Genomic DNA, 17,036 nt, shown 5'->3' with positions numbered 1-17,036 from the left:
TTTTATTAGTATTGAACTAAATTAGGGAATTGAGAATCTAAGATCTCATCCATTTCTGCCGTGAATTCAGCATTTTCTTCATTCTTTAAGAATTTTTCTACATCTCCAGTTATCTCTATTCTCTCAATTATATCTCCTTGTTTAACTGAATCTACAACTTTTTGGTCAGCTTCAGAAACAACCTCTCCAAATATTGTATGCTTGTAATTTAACCATGGTGTCTCAATATGAGTGATAAAAAATTGCGATCCATTTGTTTCTGGTCCAGCATTTGCCATTGCTAAAACACCTTTTTTATCAAAAACTACACCCTCTTTAAACTCATCAATAAATTGATATCCTGGTCCACCAGTTCCTGTTCCAGTAGGATCTCCCCCTTGAACCATGAAGTCTTCAATAACTCTATGGAATTTAATTCCATTATAGTACCCTCTCATTGCTAAGTGTGCGAAGTTTAATACAGTCACTGGTGCAACCTCTGGAAATAGTACTAAGTTAATATCTCCTCTTGCTGTAACTATTTTTGCATTTAATTTTACATCTTTCATACTCTTTACCTCCATTTTTTTTCCTAAAACAACCCTTGGTTTTGCAAACATCTTTTTCGAAGCGAAAAATACAACAAATACTGATAATAAGATTAAAATTTGTTTAAAACCCTTTTCCATTACTCTAGTCCTCCGTCTTAAATGCCTCTTTATATGTTTCTAAAAGTTCTTTTTCAGAAACAACCCCATATATTTCATAAGGCCATTTTGATTCTAACTTTTTTTTCAACTCATCGATATCTTTTTCAACTTTTACATATTTTATTTCTACATCTCTAAGTTTCTCTCTCACTGGTTGTAACTTATAGATTATATCAAATTGTTCCTCTTCTTGTATAGTATCTTTTAATAAGTTTTCTAATTTTTGCTCTTCAATCCCTAAACTATTAAAAACCTCTACAATTTTTGACTTTTTATCCAATAATCTATTGATATTATATTTATAAAACTTCTCTACAACTTTTGATCCTGAATTATTTTTAAGATCATCTCTTCTCTTCAAAGCGTTCTCTATAGCCTCTGTAGTTAAGCTGTTTTTTACTCTCAACTCTTCAACCATCTCTTTGAAAGAGTTAAATTCTTCATCAGACATCTTATCAACCTTCATCTCTAAGAGTGCCCCATATATTCTTTCATACGGACATATCACTTTCTCTTGTAATATTTCTACTCCTGAAAGATCCCCTTTCTCTTTTAGTTTATCCAGTTGAGTTGAAGAAATCTTTAAAACAGTAAGAGCCACTTCTAGTGCATATTCCCTAAACTTATCTTTTTTCATAATCCCATCTTCTCCTTCTATTCTGTGGCTACTCTACTTCCCCATAGATTTTGAAGCTAAAACACCCATAGAACAAGCTCCCTGGATATTGTACCCTCCTGTATCACCATCTATATCAAGAATTTCACCCGCAAAATATAAACCTCTAACTTTTTTCGATTCCATAGTTTTTGAATTTATTTCTTCTAAAGAAACTCCACCTTTAGTTACCATAGCCATCTCAAAATTTCCTACTTTACTTATTTCCATTTTATTAGAAGTTAGCATTCTTGCTAAATTTTCTCTCTTTATTTTAGATAATTCTGACAACTTTAGATCTTCTGAAATTTCAGAAATCGTTAATATTTTTTTTACAAACCTTTCAGGCAACATATATTTCAATAGGTATTTTTTTACAGTTTTTTTTCCATCTGTATTTATTGATTCAATTATATTTTTATTGAACCCCTCACAGTCTAAACCAATATAGTTTATCTCCATGTAGGTTCCACTTTCAACATATCTTGAATTGTCTAAAATTCCAGGTCCACTAAAATTAGTGTGTGTCAATAAAATTGAACCCATTTTTTCTATAAGTTTTTTATTTTCTTTCCAAAATATTATTTTAACATCTTGAAAACTTATCCCTGATAACTCTTCAAATTTATATTCCTTTACAAATATAGGTGCCAATGCTGGTTGTGGCGGAACTATTTTATGTCCTAAATTTTTTGCGAATATATACCCATCACCGGTAGTCCCTATTCCAGGATAAGATTTACCTCCTGTTGCAAGCAATACATTCTTTGCTCTATATTCCTCTTTATCACTAACTATATGAAATTCATCATTCACTTTTAGAATCTCTTCTATTTTAAAATTTTCAACAATTTGAACATTTAGTTTTGTCAATTTTGTTCTCAATAAACTGACAACATCTACTGAGCTAAAAGTTGAGGGGAAAAATTTCCCGCTCTCCTCAACTAAAACTAGTGAAAGTCCATTCTCAGCAAAAAATTCTCTTAGCTTATCAGGAGAAAATTTATTTAGTGCTTCCTTTAAAAACTTTCCACTTTCTCCATATTTATCTAAAAAATCCTTTGGTTTACCTACGTGAGTTAAATTACATTTCCCACTTCCAGCAACTAAAATCTTATTCCCAATTCTTTTGTTTTTTTCTAAAAGAGCTACTTTAAAACCCTTTTCTGCTGCAGTTATTGCTGCAAATATTCCACCAGGACCACCACCAACTACAATCAGATCAAAATTTTTCATTATCTAGCCCCGTAATATTGGTAATAATGACATTTTATTCCACCATTATATAACTTTCTATTTTTAGTGGCTTTCTTCCCAAAACTTTTTTCAAAGTTCTCATAAGATGTTATTATGTAGTAAGACCACTTTGAAAATCTCATCATGAATATATCTCCCATAAGACCGTACAATCTTTCAACTGCATCATCATCTAACAGACGATCTCCATATGGAGGATTAGTTATTAAACACCCTTTTTCTGCCATATTTTCTAACTCAAGGAAATTCATACATTTAAATTCTATTTCCTCATCTACTCCTGCTCTTATAGCATTTAGTCTAGCTATTTCTACTGTCCCTTCATCAATATCGGAAGCATAAATCCTAACTTCTTTGTCATAGTCCTCTTTTGAAAAAGCCTCATCTCTCAGGTCTATCCATAAATTTTCTGGAATTACACTCCATTTTTCGGAAGCAAAATTTCTATTTACTCCTGGTGCTACGTTTCTTGCAATCATAGCTGCTTCTATAGCAATAGTACCTGTTCCACACATTGGATCTAACAATGGACGATCTCCACCCTTCCAACGACTTAAAAGAACCAATGCTGCTGCCATTGTCTCTTTCATTGGCGCTTCATTTATTAAATTTCTATATCCTCTTTTGTGAAGTCCTTCTCCACTTGTATCTAACATTATTAAGAATATATCATTATGAGCTTGAATCTTAACTCTATAATGAGCTCCTGTCTCAACTAATTCATCTGTTTGATATGCCATTCTCAATCTTTCAACTATTGCTTTTTTTACAATCCTTTGAATATCAGATTTTGAAAACAACTTACACTTTACTGAACTTACCCAGCTGATTGGAAATTCTCCATCCACTGTTATTATATTTTCCCACGGGATTCTTTTGATATTTTCAAATAGATTGTCAAATGTTAAAGCCTTAAACTCTCCCATTTTTACAAATACTCTATCCGCACATCTCAGATGTAAATTAGCTTTTACTATATCCTGTTCGTCACCATCAAATTCTACTCTTCCGTTAAATGTAGTCACATTTTCAAATCCTAAATCTTTACACTCATCTTTTATAACGCTCTCTAACCCCATTGTTGCTGAGGCTATTAATGTATATTTTTTCATCTATTCACTCCTTCTATTCAAACACTCTATATATATAAATTTTATAACAACAAACACTGGAACTCCTAAAAACATCCCTAAAGGTCCAAAAAAACTTCCGCATACCATAACTGCAACGATACTCCAGAAACTACTCATTCCTATCGATTCTTCCATTATTTTTGGTCCTATTAAAAATCCATCAATTGTTTGTCCAATAGCTATTGCTATAAAAAGATATACCACTTTTGCTGGGGCTGCTAATATTATTAAAAATGTAGCTATAGTCCCGGCTACAATAGATCCTACATATGGAATCATATTTCCAACTCCAACCATTACTGCACTTAATAAAGCATACGGAACTTTTGCTATAATTAAAACTATAAATACAACTAATCCCACAACGGCAGATGTCACTATTCTTCCTAAAATATATTTTAAAAATACGTCATTTACTCTTCTTACAAAATTAACTCCATAAAGAGCTCTCTCTTTTGTTGTAAGTAACTTGAATATATTCTCTAAAAACTCCATAAAATACTCTTTACTATACATTAAGTACAAAGAGATAAATACTCCTATAAAAAAGCTTGCGATACCCAGCAAACTTCTGATAACTCCTGCTCCAACACCAAATGCCAAGCTTTTAACATTTCCTACGTTAGTTTTTATAAAATTGGTTAAATTTGTCTCAATCTCTTTTGGATTAAAAAACAGCATATTCTTTTCTTTTAAATAATCTATTAAATGTACTGTATTAGAGCTCAAGCTATTCAGCATACTAGGAAATTTTTCAACCAAATCTGTCACGCTACTTATTATATTTGGAATTACAATAAAAAACAAACCTATTATAACAGCAAAAACTACTACTAAACTTAGTCCAATTGCTAATGATCTTCTCATTTTAACTTTATTTTCTAAAACTTTTACTAGTGGGCTCACCAACACCGCTATAAAAACCGCATATATAAAGGGTTTTACCGATGAAAACATCTCTCCCATGATAGATGTAAACTCACTATTATGTTGTAGGAACGTTTGAATCACTACGAGTAAAAAACCTATAAAAAAAATATGTATATATTCTTTTTTCATACCAAAACTCCTTTTTATCTAATAATAAAGTCCATATCTTCAGAATCTATTTTTTTATTTTTCCCTATAATTTTAATTATCAATCTATCTGGAACACCGATTATCACGTCCCCTGGATTGCTTATCCACCCTTGTTTTACATTTAATTTCAAAGGAGAGTTAGAGGTCATTACTCTTATCTTTTTATCTTTTATTTTTATATTGACTCCACCTATGTCGGTCGGAACAAAAACTTCTCGCTCCTCCTCTTGTAAAGGATAAACATACTTAAGTTCGTTATTTACATAAACCTCAGCATTCGACGCATCAGACGATTTAAATTCAGTTATTTTAACCCCCAGTGCACCAAATATTATTAGCAATAGTAAATAAATTATGATATCACCTTTTCTAAAATATCTTTTTCTATTGTTCACAACCCCACCTACTTAGCAATTCCTATTTTTTCTCCCATATAAACTTTTGTCTCTATTCCATTTTTACTATTTTCTAAAATATCTTTATCAAAAGTAACTTTATTTTTTTCAAAAAGTAAAACACATGATGATCCTCCGAAAAAGAAAAATCCTTTCTCCTCTCCTTTTTTTACAAAACTTTCTGGTTTATATGTTTGGGTTATACCACCAACCATAGTTGCTCCTATCTCACTCAACGCTATATCTCCAAATTTTTGAGTTTTTAAAATAGATATTTCTCTCTTATTTTCGCAATATATTCTAAAATTCTTTTTAATTGCATAAGGAGATACTGAATAATAATATCCATCTATTAATTTTGAACTCGAAATTAAACCATCAGCTGGGAAGTGAAATCTATGATAATCCACTGGTGCTAATCTAATTATCATTAAAGTTCCACCTTTAAATTTTTGAGCTTCTTCTTTATCTTTTAAAAATTCCTCCAGTGTAAACTCGTCTCCTTTTAAGAAAAATTTCGACGTTTCTTTTAAATCAGAAAAAATTAAAACTTTCCCATCAGCTGGAGATACTAGAACCTCATCCCCTTTCGCAATAATTCTTGCTTCAGGTTTTAGCTCTCTTATAAAGAAATCATTAAAAGATGTGAACTCTCCTATTTGTTTTTTAGATTCGCTCATATCTATATTATTCTCTTTTACAAAAGATTCTATCTTTTGTACAGAACTCTTTCCAGTCATTTTCTTTCCATAAAATTCTGTTAGAAATTTTTTTCTAACAACTAAATTTAACGGCAATTTTCCAAACGGACTATAATATAAAAACTTTAAAAATCCTTCACCTGGTGGATTTTCTGTTTTAAATTCTTTGGTTTTTCTCTCAATATAAATAATTTTATCAAAATTCATACACTTACTCCTTTTATATATTAATTTTTTGTTGTATAATACACATAGAAGAAAAACTTACGGAGGTTACAATGAAAAAAATTGCACTAATCGCTCATGACAATATGAAACCAGAGATGGTTACTTTTGTTAAAAAAAATGAGCACATCTTAGCTAAATATCCTCTTGTTTCAACTGGTACAACAGGTCTTAGAATTATGGAAACTACAGATTTGACTGTTCAGCGTTTCAAATCTGGCCCAATAGGCGGAGACCAACAAATTGGTGCTGAAGTAGCTATGGACAATATAAAAGCTATACTCTTTTTTAGGGATCCTCTTACTTCTCAACCTCATGAACCTGATATCTCTGCACTTATAAGAATTGCAGATGTACACAAAGTTCCGATTGCCACTAATTTAGCAACCGCCGAACTTCTTATTCTAGGTCTTGACAAATGATTATAATAGGCTGATTTTTATCAGCCTATTTTTTAATTTATTTGACTTTTTATTTCTTTTATAAGATTATATTTTAAATTCATTAAATTTTTAGATAAATCTACTTTATATTGGTGCGGATTTTCTAATCTTTTTCTCTCCTCAGATAACTTTCCTAAAGATTCTAAATAATATTTTCTAGAAGATACCACATCTTCAAGTTGAGAAGCATTATCATTTATTATACCATTTTTTATAAATTCACAAGTGAGTTTTTTATAGCTATACTCTTTTATTTTCAATACACTCGATTTAAATTCATATTTCTCATCTCTAATTAACAAATTTTCTCCTTTTAAAAGAGTTTCTTTATCTTCATCGTCATTCACTAAAGTTATTAAATCTGCATACGCAAATCCCTCACGATCGTAAAGTCTATAAACCTCTTTAAATCCAGGATTGGATATTTTTATTACATCTTCAGATAATTTTATAACTGGTTTCTTATCTATTTCAACGATCTTATAAACACCACCAAAACAAGGATTTGATTTACTTACAGCGATTGCATCTCCAACTCCAAATATATCCACACATGCTCCCTGTTCTTTCAATGATTTTATTAAAGACTCATTCAAAGAATTTGTTAAGAATATTTTCGCTTTTTTAAATCCGGCTTGATCTAATTCAAATCTACATTTTTTAGATAGATATGCTAAATCACCAGAATCTATTCTAATCCCATAATTGCCCGGATAAGAGTCATCAATATTATTATCTTTGAAACTTTGAATAGCATTTTTTAAACCTATTCCCAATGTATTATAAGTATCTATTAAAAGAACTAAACTATTCGCTTTTCTTTCTCTTCTATGTCTTATAAATGTGTCGAACGCTTCTTTTTCTGCCTTCGCTCCAACTCCGAACGCCTGTATAAATGAGTGTGCCATTGTTCCAACACTTGGAATTTTATACTTATATTCAGTCACTAAATTTGAATGGGATAAGCACCCCCCAATTATTGAAGCTTTCGCTCCTGTAACCGCACTATCAAACCCATGTGCTCTTCTACTCCCAAAAGAACTCACTGGTATAGGATGAGCTGCCCTTGTTATTCTCGAAGCTTTTGTCGCTATTGCAAGTTGCATATTCATCAAATTTAAAATTGGTGTTTCTAATATTTTAGCCTGTATCAAAGGCGCTTTTATTGTTAAAATCGGTTCGTTTGGATAGACAATCTCACCATCTCTCATAGCATAAAGATCCCCTGTAAATTTCATTTTCACAAGGTACTCTAGGAGGTGTTTTTCTTCTATTATTTCAGAAAAATATCTTCTTTTTTCCTCTTCAGTTGTTTTATTTAGTATCTCAATTAACTCGATAACTTCCTGAATTCCAGATACAACAGCAAACCCTCCATCCTCTGTTTTTCTGAAATACATGTCAAATACTGCTTCTTTTGACTCCATTTTCTCCATTAAAAATATATCGCTTTCCGTATATTGATATCTATCCGAATTAATCACTCTTGCAAAATCAGTTAAAACTCTATCTCTCCCCATAGTCTTCCCTCTTTATAGTTATTATTTTGTTTTAATTTTCCTTAATAATTATATCATTTTTATGATATAATACCTAATAAAAAATAGAAAAGGAGTTGCGATATGAAAGCTGTTATTCAAAGAGTTAAACATGCTTGTGTAGCCGTTGATGGTGAAGTAGTTGGAAAAATAAATCAAGGTTTCTTAGTTCTTTTAGGAGTCACTCATACCGATACTGAAAAAGAAGCGGAATGGTTATCAAAAAAAATAACTGACTTAAGAGTTTTTAATGATAGTGATGATAAAATGAATTTGGGGCTAAAAGATGTCAATGGAGAACTCTTAGTTATTTCTCAGTTCACTCTTTATGGAAATTGTATAAAAGGGCGTCGTCCTTCCTTTATAGGTGCTGCTAAACCAGATTTAGCAGATGACCTTTACAATTTTTTTATAAAAAGATGTAACGATTTGGGAATCAAAACAGAATCTGGTATTTTCGGGGCGGATATGAAAGTGGAACTCCTTAATGATGGACCTGTAACCTTAATCATTGACACCGAACAAAGATAAAAAAGAAATAGACTAATATAATAACCTCCATTACTTTACAACTTAAATTCTATATGATATTATCGTAACATATGTAATTAATCAAACACTTTATTTAACGGGAGGATTCATGGATATAAAAGAGATTAAAAAAAATGCAAAGGAAAGAATGAAAGAGTTTTGTATACTATGTCCAGAGTGTAATGGTCGTTGGTGTGCTGGAAAGGTTCCGGGAATGGGTGGAGCTGTCAGTGGTGGAAGTTTTCAAAGAGCATTCGAAAAATTAAAAGAGATTAAAATTGCTATGAGAACTCTTCACAATGTGACAAACCCTAATCTTGAATGCAATTTATTTGGAGAAAAACTTTCAGCCCCTATTTTGATTGCACCTATTACAGGAACTAAATTTAATATGGGTGGATATATAACTGATGAGCAATACTCTAACGATACAGTATTGGGTGCCATTGATGCAGGAACTATATCTATGATCGGAGATACTGGAGACCCTAACTGTTTTCAAGTTGGCATAGATGCCATAAAAAAAGCCAATGGTAAAGGAATTGCAATTATAAAACCCAGAGAAAACTCTGAGATTATAAAAAGAATCAAAATTGCGGAAGAAGCTGGAGCTATTGCTGTTGGAGTAGATATAGATGGAGCTGGTCTTATAACAATGAAACTTTTTGGTCAACCTGTTGGTCCAAAATCTCTAGATGATTTAAAAACTATCATATCTTCCACAAAACTTCCATTCATAGTAAAGGGAATTCTTACTGTAGATGAGGCTCGATTATGTGTTGAAGCTGGAGCGGATGCTATTGTTGTCTCAAATCATGGCGGACGTTGTTTAAATGAAACTTTTGCTCCCGCAGAAGTTTTAAAAGATATTGCTGAAGCGGTTGGAAAAGATATTAAAATTCTTGCTGATGGAGCTGTTAGAGAAGGAATAGATGTTTTGAAGTATCTTGCTTTAGGAGCGGATGCCGTTCTTATAGGAAGACCTATTATATGGGGATCTGTTGGTGGCAGACAGGAAGGAGTTAAAGTTATTTTAGAAACTTTAAAATCACAACTTTATCAAGGTATGATTCTTTCTGGAGCTGACGATGTTAAACATTCTAAAAATTTCTCTCGAATTTTAGTTACAAAATAATAATTTTTTAATTATAAAATAGGAGGTTGTTTATGGAACGAAAAGATGCAATTACATTTGGTGGTAGTCCTTTAACTTTAGTTGGAAAAGAGGTTGTTATTGGGGATAACGCTCCCAACTTCACTGTGGTTAAAACCGATTTATCTCCTCTATCATTAAAAGATTTTCCTGGAAAAACTATTGTTATTTCAGCGATGCCTTCAATTGATACCCCTGTTTGTGAGATACAAACTATAAGGTTCAACAAAGAAGTTGAAAAGTTAGATGGTGTTATTCTTCTAACTATCTCTATGGACTTACCATTTGCTCTTAATCGATTTTGTGGAGCTAAAGATATAAAAAATGCAATAACAACATCTGATTATAAGGATCGAGAATTTTCTCACAATTATGGTCTATATATAAAAGAACTTGGACTGATTTCAAGAGCTGTCATCATAATTGATAAGAATGGTAAAATAAAATATACTGAATATCTAAAAGAGATTACAGAGGAACCAAATTATAACGAAGCTCTTAAAGTTCTTAAAAACCTGTAAAAAAAATAAAACTGATTTAAAGAGTTTCTTTAAATCAGTTTTTTATTTATTTTAAACAAATAACATTTGAGCTATTTCAAATAAAGATACTATTATTATTCCTACAATAAAGTGTAGCGTATAACTTCTATACTTGTTTAAAAGTATATTGATAGCTTTTGATACCAGCACCAATCCAATCCCTGTTCCTGCTGTAAAAAATATCAACGGGATTATATTAAAACTTTTTATGTAATTCATTATGTTGTAATACTCTCCTAAAATCATCAAAAGAAGAGACCCCGATATTCCAGGTATTACCATAGCCCCCGCTGCAATAAGTCCACATACAAAAAGTTTCATACCATAAGCCAAGTTAAAGCTTGTTGTTCTTATAATTTCCTCACTTCCTGAGAAGAACTTAGTTAGATAAATGAACGCAATCGTGAAAACTATTCCTGCTAAAAGCGAGATTATATTATCTTTTTTATAAAGTTTTTCTCCCTTTAATATAACTGGAATTGATGGTAAAATTAAAATTAAAAATACCAGTGTTGTTCCTCTTGGATATGTTTCATACATTTTAGATATGACCCCTGCAAATACAACTATCCCTATTGCTGCTCCTAATCCAATTTGAGATAAAAATTTGAAATATTCTATTTTTTTTTCTTTTGGGGCTGTAAAAAAATTTCCAATAGCCTCTGTTAGTTTATCATAAATATTTAAAACTACTGCTAATGTTCCCCCTGAAACACCTGGTAATACATTTGCAATCCCTATAACAATTCCTTTTAAAAAATTTTTTAGCATATTATCTCCTGTCTCATTTTATTATTTTTGCTTCTCCTATAAATATCTTCTCTCTATAAATATCTATTTTTTCTACCGAAAATTCACTATAAGCAACATCCACAATATCCCCTTCAAGTTCTTTTAAAATACATCCATTATAGATAGAATTTTTAACTCTCACACCACAATTATACACTTTTCTTCTGTACCATGTTAAAAAACAATTCATTTTTCTTTCTAACTTTATGTTTTGTTTTCTTTTTTCTTGAGACACAAATAAATATTTTTTTAAAAAAACTGATATGTCTTCAATTTTTTTTGGTTTTTCAAGGTAAAACTCTTTTAAAATATCTGTATCTACATATCCCAAATATTTTATTATCTCTTTACTAGGTTCTTCTTGAATTAGATTTATTCCACTTTCAAAATAAACTTTTCTTAATATTGTTTTAGTAATTCCATCTATTTTAGTATCTAACGATATATTTTTAGGGTACTCTCCTTCCATTATAATACTTTCTCTTATAAAATTAAATAACTTTATTAAATTTCTTGGTTTTTCTTCAAAAATAAAATTACTTATTTTGTAATTTTCTCTATTATAATATACTGTTAAATAATATATTTCATTTCTATTATTAAAGAAAGGAATTGGAATTGCTTTTTGTATAATACCATATTCATAAAGTTTATCTTTTTTCACAAGTTTTACCGAATTTTCTCTAATATTTTCGTCCAAATTATTAATAATTCTAAAAAAAGTTGGATAACTTATCATTGAGTTGCAATTTATAAGCGTAGCTTTAGCTTTATCGTAAAGTTTTGTTATGGGTAAATTATGATATTCTTTATAAAGAATCTTCAAATGTGAAAGAGCTTCTTCGTTCACTTTTTTGAAACTATTTTTATCCATCCTCTGCTTTTTTTCTAATCCATCTACTCCTAAGTGCTTATATTGACTAACCCATCTTTTTAAGGTTGCATAAGATATCTGAGTCTCTTTTTCTATATCTTTCAACTTCTTTTCCCTTTTAAAAAAGGGTTCAATAATTTTATACTTGCTGGTTTTTTTCTTGTTTTCCAAAATAAAACACGCCCTTTTTAATTTATTTTGTTAAATTATAACACATTTTATGCGTAAAAAAAAGGCTCATTTATTTTGATAATTTCCTTGACTTTTTTCAATTTAAAATGTATGCTTTTAATGAATTAATGATTTATTATTATCAATTTATGGAGGAATTTTATGAAAATATTTGCTGAAGTTCAAAAAATCGGTAAAGCTTTAATGACACCGGTTGCTATTCTACCTGCTGCTGGTATATTTCTTGCCGCTGGTAATAAGTTAGGAATACCTTTAATGGAACAAGCTGGTGGAGTTATATTTGGTAACTTACCCCTACTATTTGCTGTAGGAGCTGCTATTGGACTTGTTGGTGGAGATGGTATTGCTGCTTTAGCCGCTATTGTCGCTCTACTTATTATGAATACTACAATGGGGATTTTAACTGATGCCGCTGCTGGTATCGCTGCTGGAAACCCTGCTTTTTCTGAAGTTTTAGGAATACCTACTCTTCAAACAGGAGTTTTTGGAGGATTAATAGCCGGTATTATAGCCGCAGTTTGCTATAAAAAATTCTATAGAACTGAATTGCCTGCTTTCCTGGGATTTTTTGCTGGTAAAAGACTAGTTCCAATAATGACTGCAATTGTTGCTTTCTTAGTGGGTATGGCTATGCCTTACATCTGGCAACCGGTTCAAGCTGGATTGTCTCAACTTTCTTATTTGGCAAACGAAACAAATACTAATATATCTACATTTTTATTTGGAGTTACAGAAAGAGCTTTAATTCCATTTGGATTACATCATATCTTCTATGCACCTTTCTGGTTCCAATTTGGAGATTATACAAATGCTGCTGGACAGATTGTTAATGGAGACCAAGCTATATGGTTTGCAATGTTAAAAGACGGAGTGCATTCATTCAACTCTGCTTCTTATTCTGGAGCTGGAAAATTCATGACTGGAAAATTCCCATTTATGATGTTTGGATTACCCGCTGCAGCTCTTGCTATGTATAACGAAGCTAAAAGTGAAAACAAAAAAATGGCTGCTGGTATCTTATTCTCTGCTGCTCTTACCTCTTTCTTAACAGGTATAACTGAACCTTTAGAGTTTTCATTCTTATTTGTTGCACCTATTCTTTATGGAGTTCACTGTGTTTTTGCAGGACTTTCATTCATGCTTATGAATATGTTTAAAGTTAGAATTGGTATGACATTCTCAGGTGGAGTTATTGATTATATTATGTTTGGAGTTTTACCTGGGACTGAGGGATTTGAAACTAACTGGCCTATGGTTATATTTGTTGGTCTTGGATTCTCTGTTATCTATTATTTCGGTTTCAGATTCTTCATCAGAAAATTCAACCTTATGACTCCTGGAAGAGAGGATGTAACTGATTCAGATGATTCTCAACCAAAAGCACAAGGAAGTGAGTTAGCTACACTTGTTCTAGCTGCTCTTGGCGGAAAAGAAAATGTAATCTCTGTTGATGCATGTATTACAAGATTAAGACTTGAAGTTAAAGACACTGCTTTAGTTAATGATGCTGAGCTTAAAAAACTTGGTGCTTCTGGAGTTCTTAAAATCGGACAAAATGGAGTTCAAGCTATATTTGGTGCAAAAGCACAATTTATCGCTAACGATATAAAAACATTATAATTAAACAAATGAAAAAGAGGCTTGGACCTCAAAAGTAAAACCTTAATTTTTTACTTTTGAGTCAGCCTCTTTATATTTATACCAAGTTTATTATTGAAATAACTATCTATCTCTTTTTGGATCTCTTCTTGATAATTTTCCAACTGTTTTTTCACCAATCCCTCTATATATAATAATTCACTTTCATCCTTAGGATAGTAAATCGGACTTTCCTTTAAAGGGGTTGAATAAAACTCTAAATTTTTACCTTTTTTCTTTCCGATATAATTAAACCAATAAAAAAAAGCTTCTGAATTTAAATACCCTAAAAGATAAAAAAGATTTATATCAGGTGTCTTCCCTGTCAGGTAATATATATCTGCACTTCCGTAAAACTCTCTCTCTGTATATGCAAAATTATTTGTTTTACAACGTTGTCGAACTACTATTTTAGGTTTTATAAAAATTTCTTCATCTCTTGCCCATTGAAGTTCCCACCAATTAATCCTTTCATGGACAACCTCTCTTCTTTTAGAAAGTAGCTGCTTAAATTCATCTAAATAATCAAAAGTAGTTGAACTTAGTTCCATCTTCCCATTTAAATACATTATCCAAAATGGAGGTACTTCTGTAACACTATATTTTCCTATATCTCTATTTTTATAAAACGGCTTCAAATAATCTTTAAATTTTTCATCATATTCTTTAAAAACAAATACCTTGTCAGCACCACTCACAATTCCTTGATTTACATTCACTAAATCCCCTAGATTAAAATTCCCTCTATCACGAATACTATCTATACTCTCTTTCCACACAGGTGGTATAAGAACAATTTTATTATGTTCTTTTGTAAAGATATTATCTTGATAAATACTATATCTATTTTCATCCTCTATAATCTCTATTATTTTTTCATCACCACTTTTTATCCAAGAAAAAATAACATTATGCTGTCCTTTTGCATTTTTAAATATCGAGTAAGTATAATTTTCAATTCTAAAAAATTCTCCCTCTTTTTTTAGTTTTCCTCTTAAATTTTCCGCGCCATCCGCTTTGAGCCAATAATTAGTTGTAAGATAAACCAAAATCCCATTTTCCTTTAAAATATCTATCCCTTTTTCTATAAAAAAGTAAAAATAGTCCATTTTAGGTTGGTAATATTTTTTTCCAAAATTAGTTTCTTTTATATTTTGAAAGATCTCTTTGTGATTTTTCTCTCCTAAATATGGTGGATTTCCAAGTACAATGTCATACTTTTCTTCCATGGCTTCACATAGCGAATCACATCTTTTTATATTCAATTCACCTTCAATTTTATACTCTATAAAAAGAGATTTCGCTCTTTTTTCGAATAACTCCAGTGCCGTTTCATCTATATCAAACCCTGTAATCCAACTTTTTTTATATCTATATTCACCATAAATTTCTTTAGAAATCTTTAAAAGTTCCTCTAAAATCGCTAACAAAAGATTCCCTGATCCACATGAAATATCAGCTACTTTTATATTATCTATTTCCTCTTTAGGAAAACTATTTAAGTATTTTTCTATTGCTATTTTAGCCATACTCACTGCATATTGTTCTGGAGTGTATATTTTATAATTGTAATCAACTTTCAATAATTACCTCCTAAAGAGTTTCAAACCATTTTCACCCTCTATTAATATTAAACCATCTCTATACAAATCTAAAATCGCTAAAAACATATATACTAAGTGAGTTTTGTTTTCAGCTCTTCCAAATATTTCCTCTATCTTTTTTTCAGAGGTATATAGAATAACTTTTATTCTATCCATCTCTTCTTTTAAAGAATATCTTTTTTCTAATTCTATTTCTAAAAACTCTTCCTCTTTAGGAAGATATTTAACATAACTATTAAAAATATCTTGTAATTTTAATGTAGTTAAATCAAATTCTTTTGGTATATTTTTAGTTATCTTTCTTCCCTCTCCTCTAGAATATGATATGTTTTGTTCACATTCAATTTCAGATATGGTATATGCAACCTCTTTAAATATTTTATAATCTTCTAGCCTTCTTTTTAAATCTTTTTCTTTCTCTACCTCTTTTTCTACGCTCAATATTGAAAAAGCTTTAATTTCTAACAATTCTGAAGCTATCTCTAAAAATTCAACCTTTATATTGAGATTATCAGTCTTAGCTTTCTCTATATATAAAATATACTCATCTATTATTTGAGAAACTTTTATCTCTGATATTTTCATCTTTTTTTTCTCAATCAAATGTAACAGAAGGTCTAACGGACCTTCAAAATTATCTATTTTTAATACTATTTCCATTAACTATTCCTTTAATTTTATTTTTCCAATTTAAAACATCATTTTTTATAGTCTCTTTTAATTCTTCCATTGAATTAAACTTTTTTTCTTCCCTTAAAAATTCCATTAAAGAAACATATATTTTTTTCCCATAAATATCTTTTTCAAAATCCAATATATGAACTTCAATACTTCTCTCATCTGGTTTTAATGTTGGATTTTTCCCAATATTAATTACTGCATCCCAAAATTTAAGTTCTCCTTCTATTCTTACTTTTCCACCATAAATTCCAAAAGGAGGATATATTTTATTTAATATTTTAAGATTTGCTGTTGGAAACCCCATAACTCTTCCCAACTTTCTTCCGTGAACCACCTCTCCAATAACAAGAAAAGGTTGTCCTAAAGATCTATTCGCTATCTCCAAATTTCCAAGAGCTAACATCTCTCTTATAAAAGTTGAACTTATAATCTGATTTTTTAATTTTATCGGTTCTATTATATTTATTTTTATATTATCTCTTTGACCGAATTTTTTCAAATTTTCAATACTTCCTCTTCCCCCCTTACCAAAAGAAAAATTAAATCCTACAAACACCTCTTTAGTATTCAAAATATCTTTTAATACCTCGTTTACAAACTCTTCTGGCGTTTTATTTGAGAACTCCTTTGTGAAAGGCTGCATAATTAAATAGTCTACCCCTAAAGATTCTATTATATGCTTCTTTTCTTCTAAAGAATTTATCAGTTTTGGAACATTTGTTCTATTGGTAATCTCCATGGGATGGTTTAAAAATGTAAACACAACCGATTTTCCACCTTTCTCTCTAGCTTCTTTTACAGCTCTAGAAATAAGCTCCCTGTGTCCCATATGTATTCCATCAAATGCTCCAATAGCTATGTAGGTATCTTTAAATTTTTCATCAGTAAGCAAAATATCTTCTACTATTTTCAT

18 protein-coding genes are annotated in these 17,036 nt (G+C 30.6%); 5 read left to right on the top strand and 13 right to left on the bottom strand.

What is annotated here, in order from left to right:
* Positions 1 to 5: 5 nt before the first annotated feature.
* The 7 genes from Q0V67_RS04375 to Q0V67_RS04345 all read right to left on the bottom strand — a co-directional run bounded on the left by Q0V67_RS04375 (position 6) and on the right by Q0V67_RS04345 (position 6,117).
* Entirely contained in the window at positions 6 to 548 is a 543-nt protein-coding gene (locus Q0V67_RS04375) for a peptidylprolyl isomerase (protein ID WP_366938437.1), read from the bottom strand.
* A 124-nt stretch (positions 549 to 672) separates the two neighbouring features.
* Positions 673 to 1,326 carry a hypothetical protein gene (locus Q0V67_RS04370; protein WP_297597380.1) on the bottom strand — a complete coding sequence of 218 codons (654 nt, stop codon included), beginning with the start codon at positions 1,324 to 1,326 and terminating at the stop codon, positions 673 to 675.
* 33 nt (positions 1,327 to 1,359) lie between these two features.
* Positions 1,360 to 2,580 carry an NAD(P)/FAD-dependent oxidoreductase gene (locus Q0V67_RS04365; protein WP_297597378.1) on the bottom strand — a complete coding sequence of 407 codons (1,221 nt, stop codon included), beginning with the start codon at positions 2,578 to 2,580 and terminating at the stop codon, positions 1,360 to 1,362.
* A complete protein-coding gene (locus Q0V67_RS04360) occupies positions 2,580 to 3,713 on the bottom strand; it encodes a class I SAM-dependent RNA methyltransferase (protein WP_297597376.1) in 1,134 nt (377 codons plus the stop codon). The genes Q0V67_RS04365 and Q0V67_RS04360 overlap by 1 nt, the downstream gene beginning before the upstream one ends.
* Entirely contained in the window at positions 3,714 to 4,793 is a 1,080-nt protein-coding gene (locus tag Q0V67_RS04355) for an AI-2E family transporter (protein WP_297597374.1), read from the bottom strand.
* Between the two features lie 14 nt (positions 4,794 to 4,807).
* Positions 4,808 to 5,209: a NusG domain II-containing protein gene (locus tag Q0V67_RS04350; RefSeq protein WP_297597372.1), complete on the bottom strand. Its 402-nt coding sequence runs from the start codon at positions 5,207 to 5,209 to the stop codon at positions 4,808 to 4,810.
* An 8-nt stretch (positions 5,210 to 5,217) separates the two neighbouring features.
* Complete coding sequence (locus tag Q0V67_RS04345; RefSeq protein WP_297597370.1) at positions 5,218 to 6,117, bottom strand: phosphatidylserine decarboxylase; 900 nt, start codon at positions 6,115 to 6,117, stop codon at positions 5,218 to 5,220.
* A gap of 71 nt (positions 6,118 to 6,188) precedes the next feature.
* Between Q0V67_RS04345 and mgsA the strand changes: the two genes are divergently transcribed.
* The gene (gene mgsA, locus Q0V67_RS04340) at positions 6,189 to 6,557 is read left to right on the top strand and encodes a methylglyoxal synthase (protein WP_297597368.1); all 369 of its coding nucleotides are present in this window, start codon (positions 6,189 to 6,191) and stop codon (positions 6,555 to 6,557) included.
* 32 nt (positions 6,558 to 6,589) lie between these two features.
* Here mgsA and Q0V67_RS04335 read toward each other — a convergent pair whose 3' ends face one another.
* Positions 6,590 to 8,098, bottom strand: coding sequence for a nicotinate phosphoribosyltransferase (locus Q0V67_RS04335; RefSeq protein ID WP_297597366.1), 1,509 nt, complete (start codon positions 8,096 to 8,098; stop codon positions 6,590 to 6,592).
* A 102-nt stretch (positions 8,099 to 8,200) separates the two neighbouring features.
* Between Q0V67_RS04335 and dtd the strand changes: the two genes are divergently transcribed.
* The 3 genes from dtd (at position 8,201) to tpx (ending at position 10,321) form a co-directional block, all read left to right on the top strand.
* Positions 8,201 to 8,647: a D-aminoacyl-tRNA deacylase gene (gene dtd, locus Q0V67_RS04330; protein ID WP_297597364.1), complete on the top strand. Its 447-nt coding sequence runs from the start codon at positions 8,201 to 8,203 to the stop codon at positions 8,645 to 8,647.
* Between the two features lie 109 nt (positions 8,648 to 8,756).
* Entirely contained in the window at positions 8,757 to 9,782 is a 1,026-nt protein-coding gene (locus Q0V67_RS04325) for an alpha-hydroxy-acid oxidizing protein (RefSeq protein ID WP_297597363.1), read from the top strand.
* Between the two features lie 32 nt (positions 9,783 to 9,814).
* Positions 9,815 to 10,321 (top strand): thiol peroxidase, encoded by a 507-nt coding sequence (gene tpx / locus Q0V67_RS04320; RefSeq protein WP_297597361.1) that lies wholly within the window; start codon positions 9,815 to 9,817, stop codon positions 10,319 to 10,321.
* Positions 10,322 to 10,372: 51 nt separating this feature from the next.
* On the opposite strand, the gene Q0V67_RS04315 is transcribed toward tpx, so the two are convergent.
* Both Q0V67_RS04315 and Q0V67_RS04310 read right to left on the bottom strand, forming a co-directional pair.
* Complete coding sequence (locus Q0V67_RS04315) at positions 10,373 to 11,113, bottom strand: DUF368 domain-containing protein (RefSeq protein ID WP_297597359.1); 741 nt, start codon at positions 11,111 to 11,113, stop codon at positions 10,373 to 10,375.
* 13 nt (positions 11,114 to 11,126) lie between these two features.
* The gene (locus tag Q0V67_RS04310; RefSeq protein ID WP_366938435.1) at positions 11,127 to 12,179 is read right to left on the bottom strand and encodes a helix-turn-helix domain-containing protein; all 1,053 of its coding nucleotides are present in this window, start codon (positions 12,177 to 12,179) and stop codon (positions 11,127 to 11,129) included.
* Between the two features lie 162 nt (positions 12,180 to 12,341).
* Here Q0V67_RS04310 and ptsG point away from each other — a divergent pair, with 162 nt between their 5' ends.
* Entirely contained in the window at positions 12,342 to 13,820 is a 1,479-nt protein-coding gene (gene ptsG, locus Q0V67_RS04305) for a glucose-specific PTS transporter subunit IIBC (protein WP_297597355.1), read from the top strand.
* Between the two features lie 50 nt (positions 13,821 to 13,870).
* On the opposite strand, the gene Q0V67_RS04300 is transcribed toward ptsG, so the two are convergent.
* The 3 genes from Q0V67_RS04300 to Q0V67_RS04290 are packed head-to-tail and all read right to left on the bottom strand — an operon-like array spanning position 13,871 to position 17,036.
* Positions 13,871 to 15,421, bottom strand: coding sequence for a TaqI-like C-terminal specificity domain-containing protein (locus Q0V67_RS04300; RefSeq protein ID WP_297597353.1), 1,551 nt, complete (start codon positions 15,419 to 15,421; stop codon positions 13,871 to 13,873).
* Between the two features lie 3 nt (positions 15,422 to 15,424).
* Complete coding sequence (locus Q0V67_RS04295; RefSeq protein ID WP_297597351.1) at positions 15,425 to 16,102, bottom strand: ScpA family protein; 678 nt, start codon at positions 16,100 to 16,102, stop codon at positions 15,425 to 15,427.
* The gene (locus Q0V67_RS04290) at positions 16,077 to 17,036 is read right to left on the bottom strand and encodes a bifunctional riboflavin kinase/FAD synthetase (protein ID WP_297597349.1); all 960 of its coding nucleotides are present in this window, start codon (positions 17,034 to 17,036) and stop codon (positions 16,077 to 16,079) included. Before Q0V67_RS04290 ends, Q0V67_RS04295 begins: the two co-directional genes overlap by 26 nt.

The sequence above is a fragment of the uncultured Cetobacterium sp. genome, from assembly GCF_947072685.1.
GTDB lineage: Bacteria > Fusobacteriota > Fusobacteriia > Fusobacteriales > Fusobacteriaceae > Cetobacterium_A.
Note: the sequence above shows the minus strand (reverse complement) of the source record. Positions and strands in the feature narration are given on the sequence as shown.

Coding starts and splice junctions, on each gene's coding strand:
- Q0V67_RS04375 (WP_366938437.1), bottom strand. CDS start 548: ATGAAAGATGTAAAATTAAATGCAAAAATAGTTACAGCAAGAGGAGAT.
- Q0V67_RS04370 (WP_297597380.1), bottom strand. CDS start 1,326: ATGAAAAAAGATAAGTTTAGGGAATATGCACTAGAAGTGGCTCTTACT.
- Q0V67_RS04365 (WP_297597378.1), bottom strand. CDS start 2,580: ATGAAAAATTTTGATCTGATTGTAGTTGGTGGTGGTCCTGGTGGAATA.
- Q0V67_RS04360 (WP_297597376.1), bottom strand. CDS start 3,713: ATGAAAAAATATACATTAATAGCCTCAGCAACAATGGGGTTAGAGAGC.
- Q0V67_RS04355 (WP_297597374.1), bottom strand. CDS start 4,793: ATGAAAAAAGAATATATACATATTTTTTTTATAGGTTTTTTACTCGTA.
- Q0V67_RS04345 (WP_297597370.1), bottom strand. CDS start 6,117: ATGAATTTTGATAAAATTATTTATATTGAGAGAAAAACCAAAGAATTT.
- mgsA (WP_297597368.1), top strand. CDS start 6,189: ATGAAAAAAATTGCACTAATCGCTCATGACAATATGAAACCAGAGATG.
- Q0V67_RS04335 (WP_297597366.1), bottom strand. CDS start 8,098: ATGGGGAGAGATAGAGTTTTAACTGATTTTGCAAGAGTGATTAATTCG.
- dtd (WP_297597364.1), top strand. CDS start 8,201: ATGAAAGCTGTTATTCAAAGAGTTAAACATGCTTGTGTAGCCGTTGAT.
- Q0V67_RS04325 (WP_297597363.1), top strand. CDS start 8,757: ATGGATATAAAAGAGATTAAAAAAAATGCAAAGGAAAGAATGAAAGAG.
- tpx (WP_297597361.1), top strand. CDS start 9,815: ATGGAACGAAAAGATGCAATTACATTTGGTGGTAGTCCTTTAACTTTA.
- Q0V67_RS04315 (WP_297597359.1), bottom strand. CDS start 11,113: ATGCTAAAAAATTTTTTAAAAGGAATTGTTATAGGGATTGCAAATGTA.
- ptsG (WP_297597355.1), top strand. CDS start 12,342: ATGAAAATATTTGCTGAAGTTCAAAAAATCGGTAAAGCTTTAATGACA.
- Q0V67_RS04295 (WP_297597351.1), bottom strand. CDS start 16,102: ATGGAAATAGTATTAAAAATAGATAATTTTGAAGGTCCGTTAGACCTT.
- Q0V67_RS04290 (WP_297597349.1), bottom strand. CDS start 17,036: ATGAAAATAGTAGAAGATATTTTGCTTACTGATGAAAAATTTAAAGAT.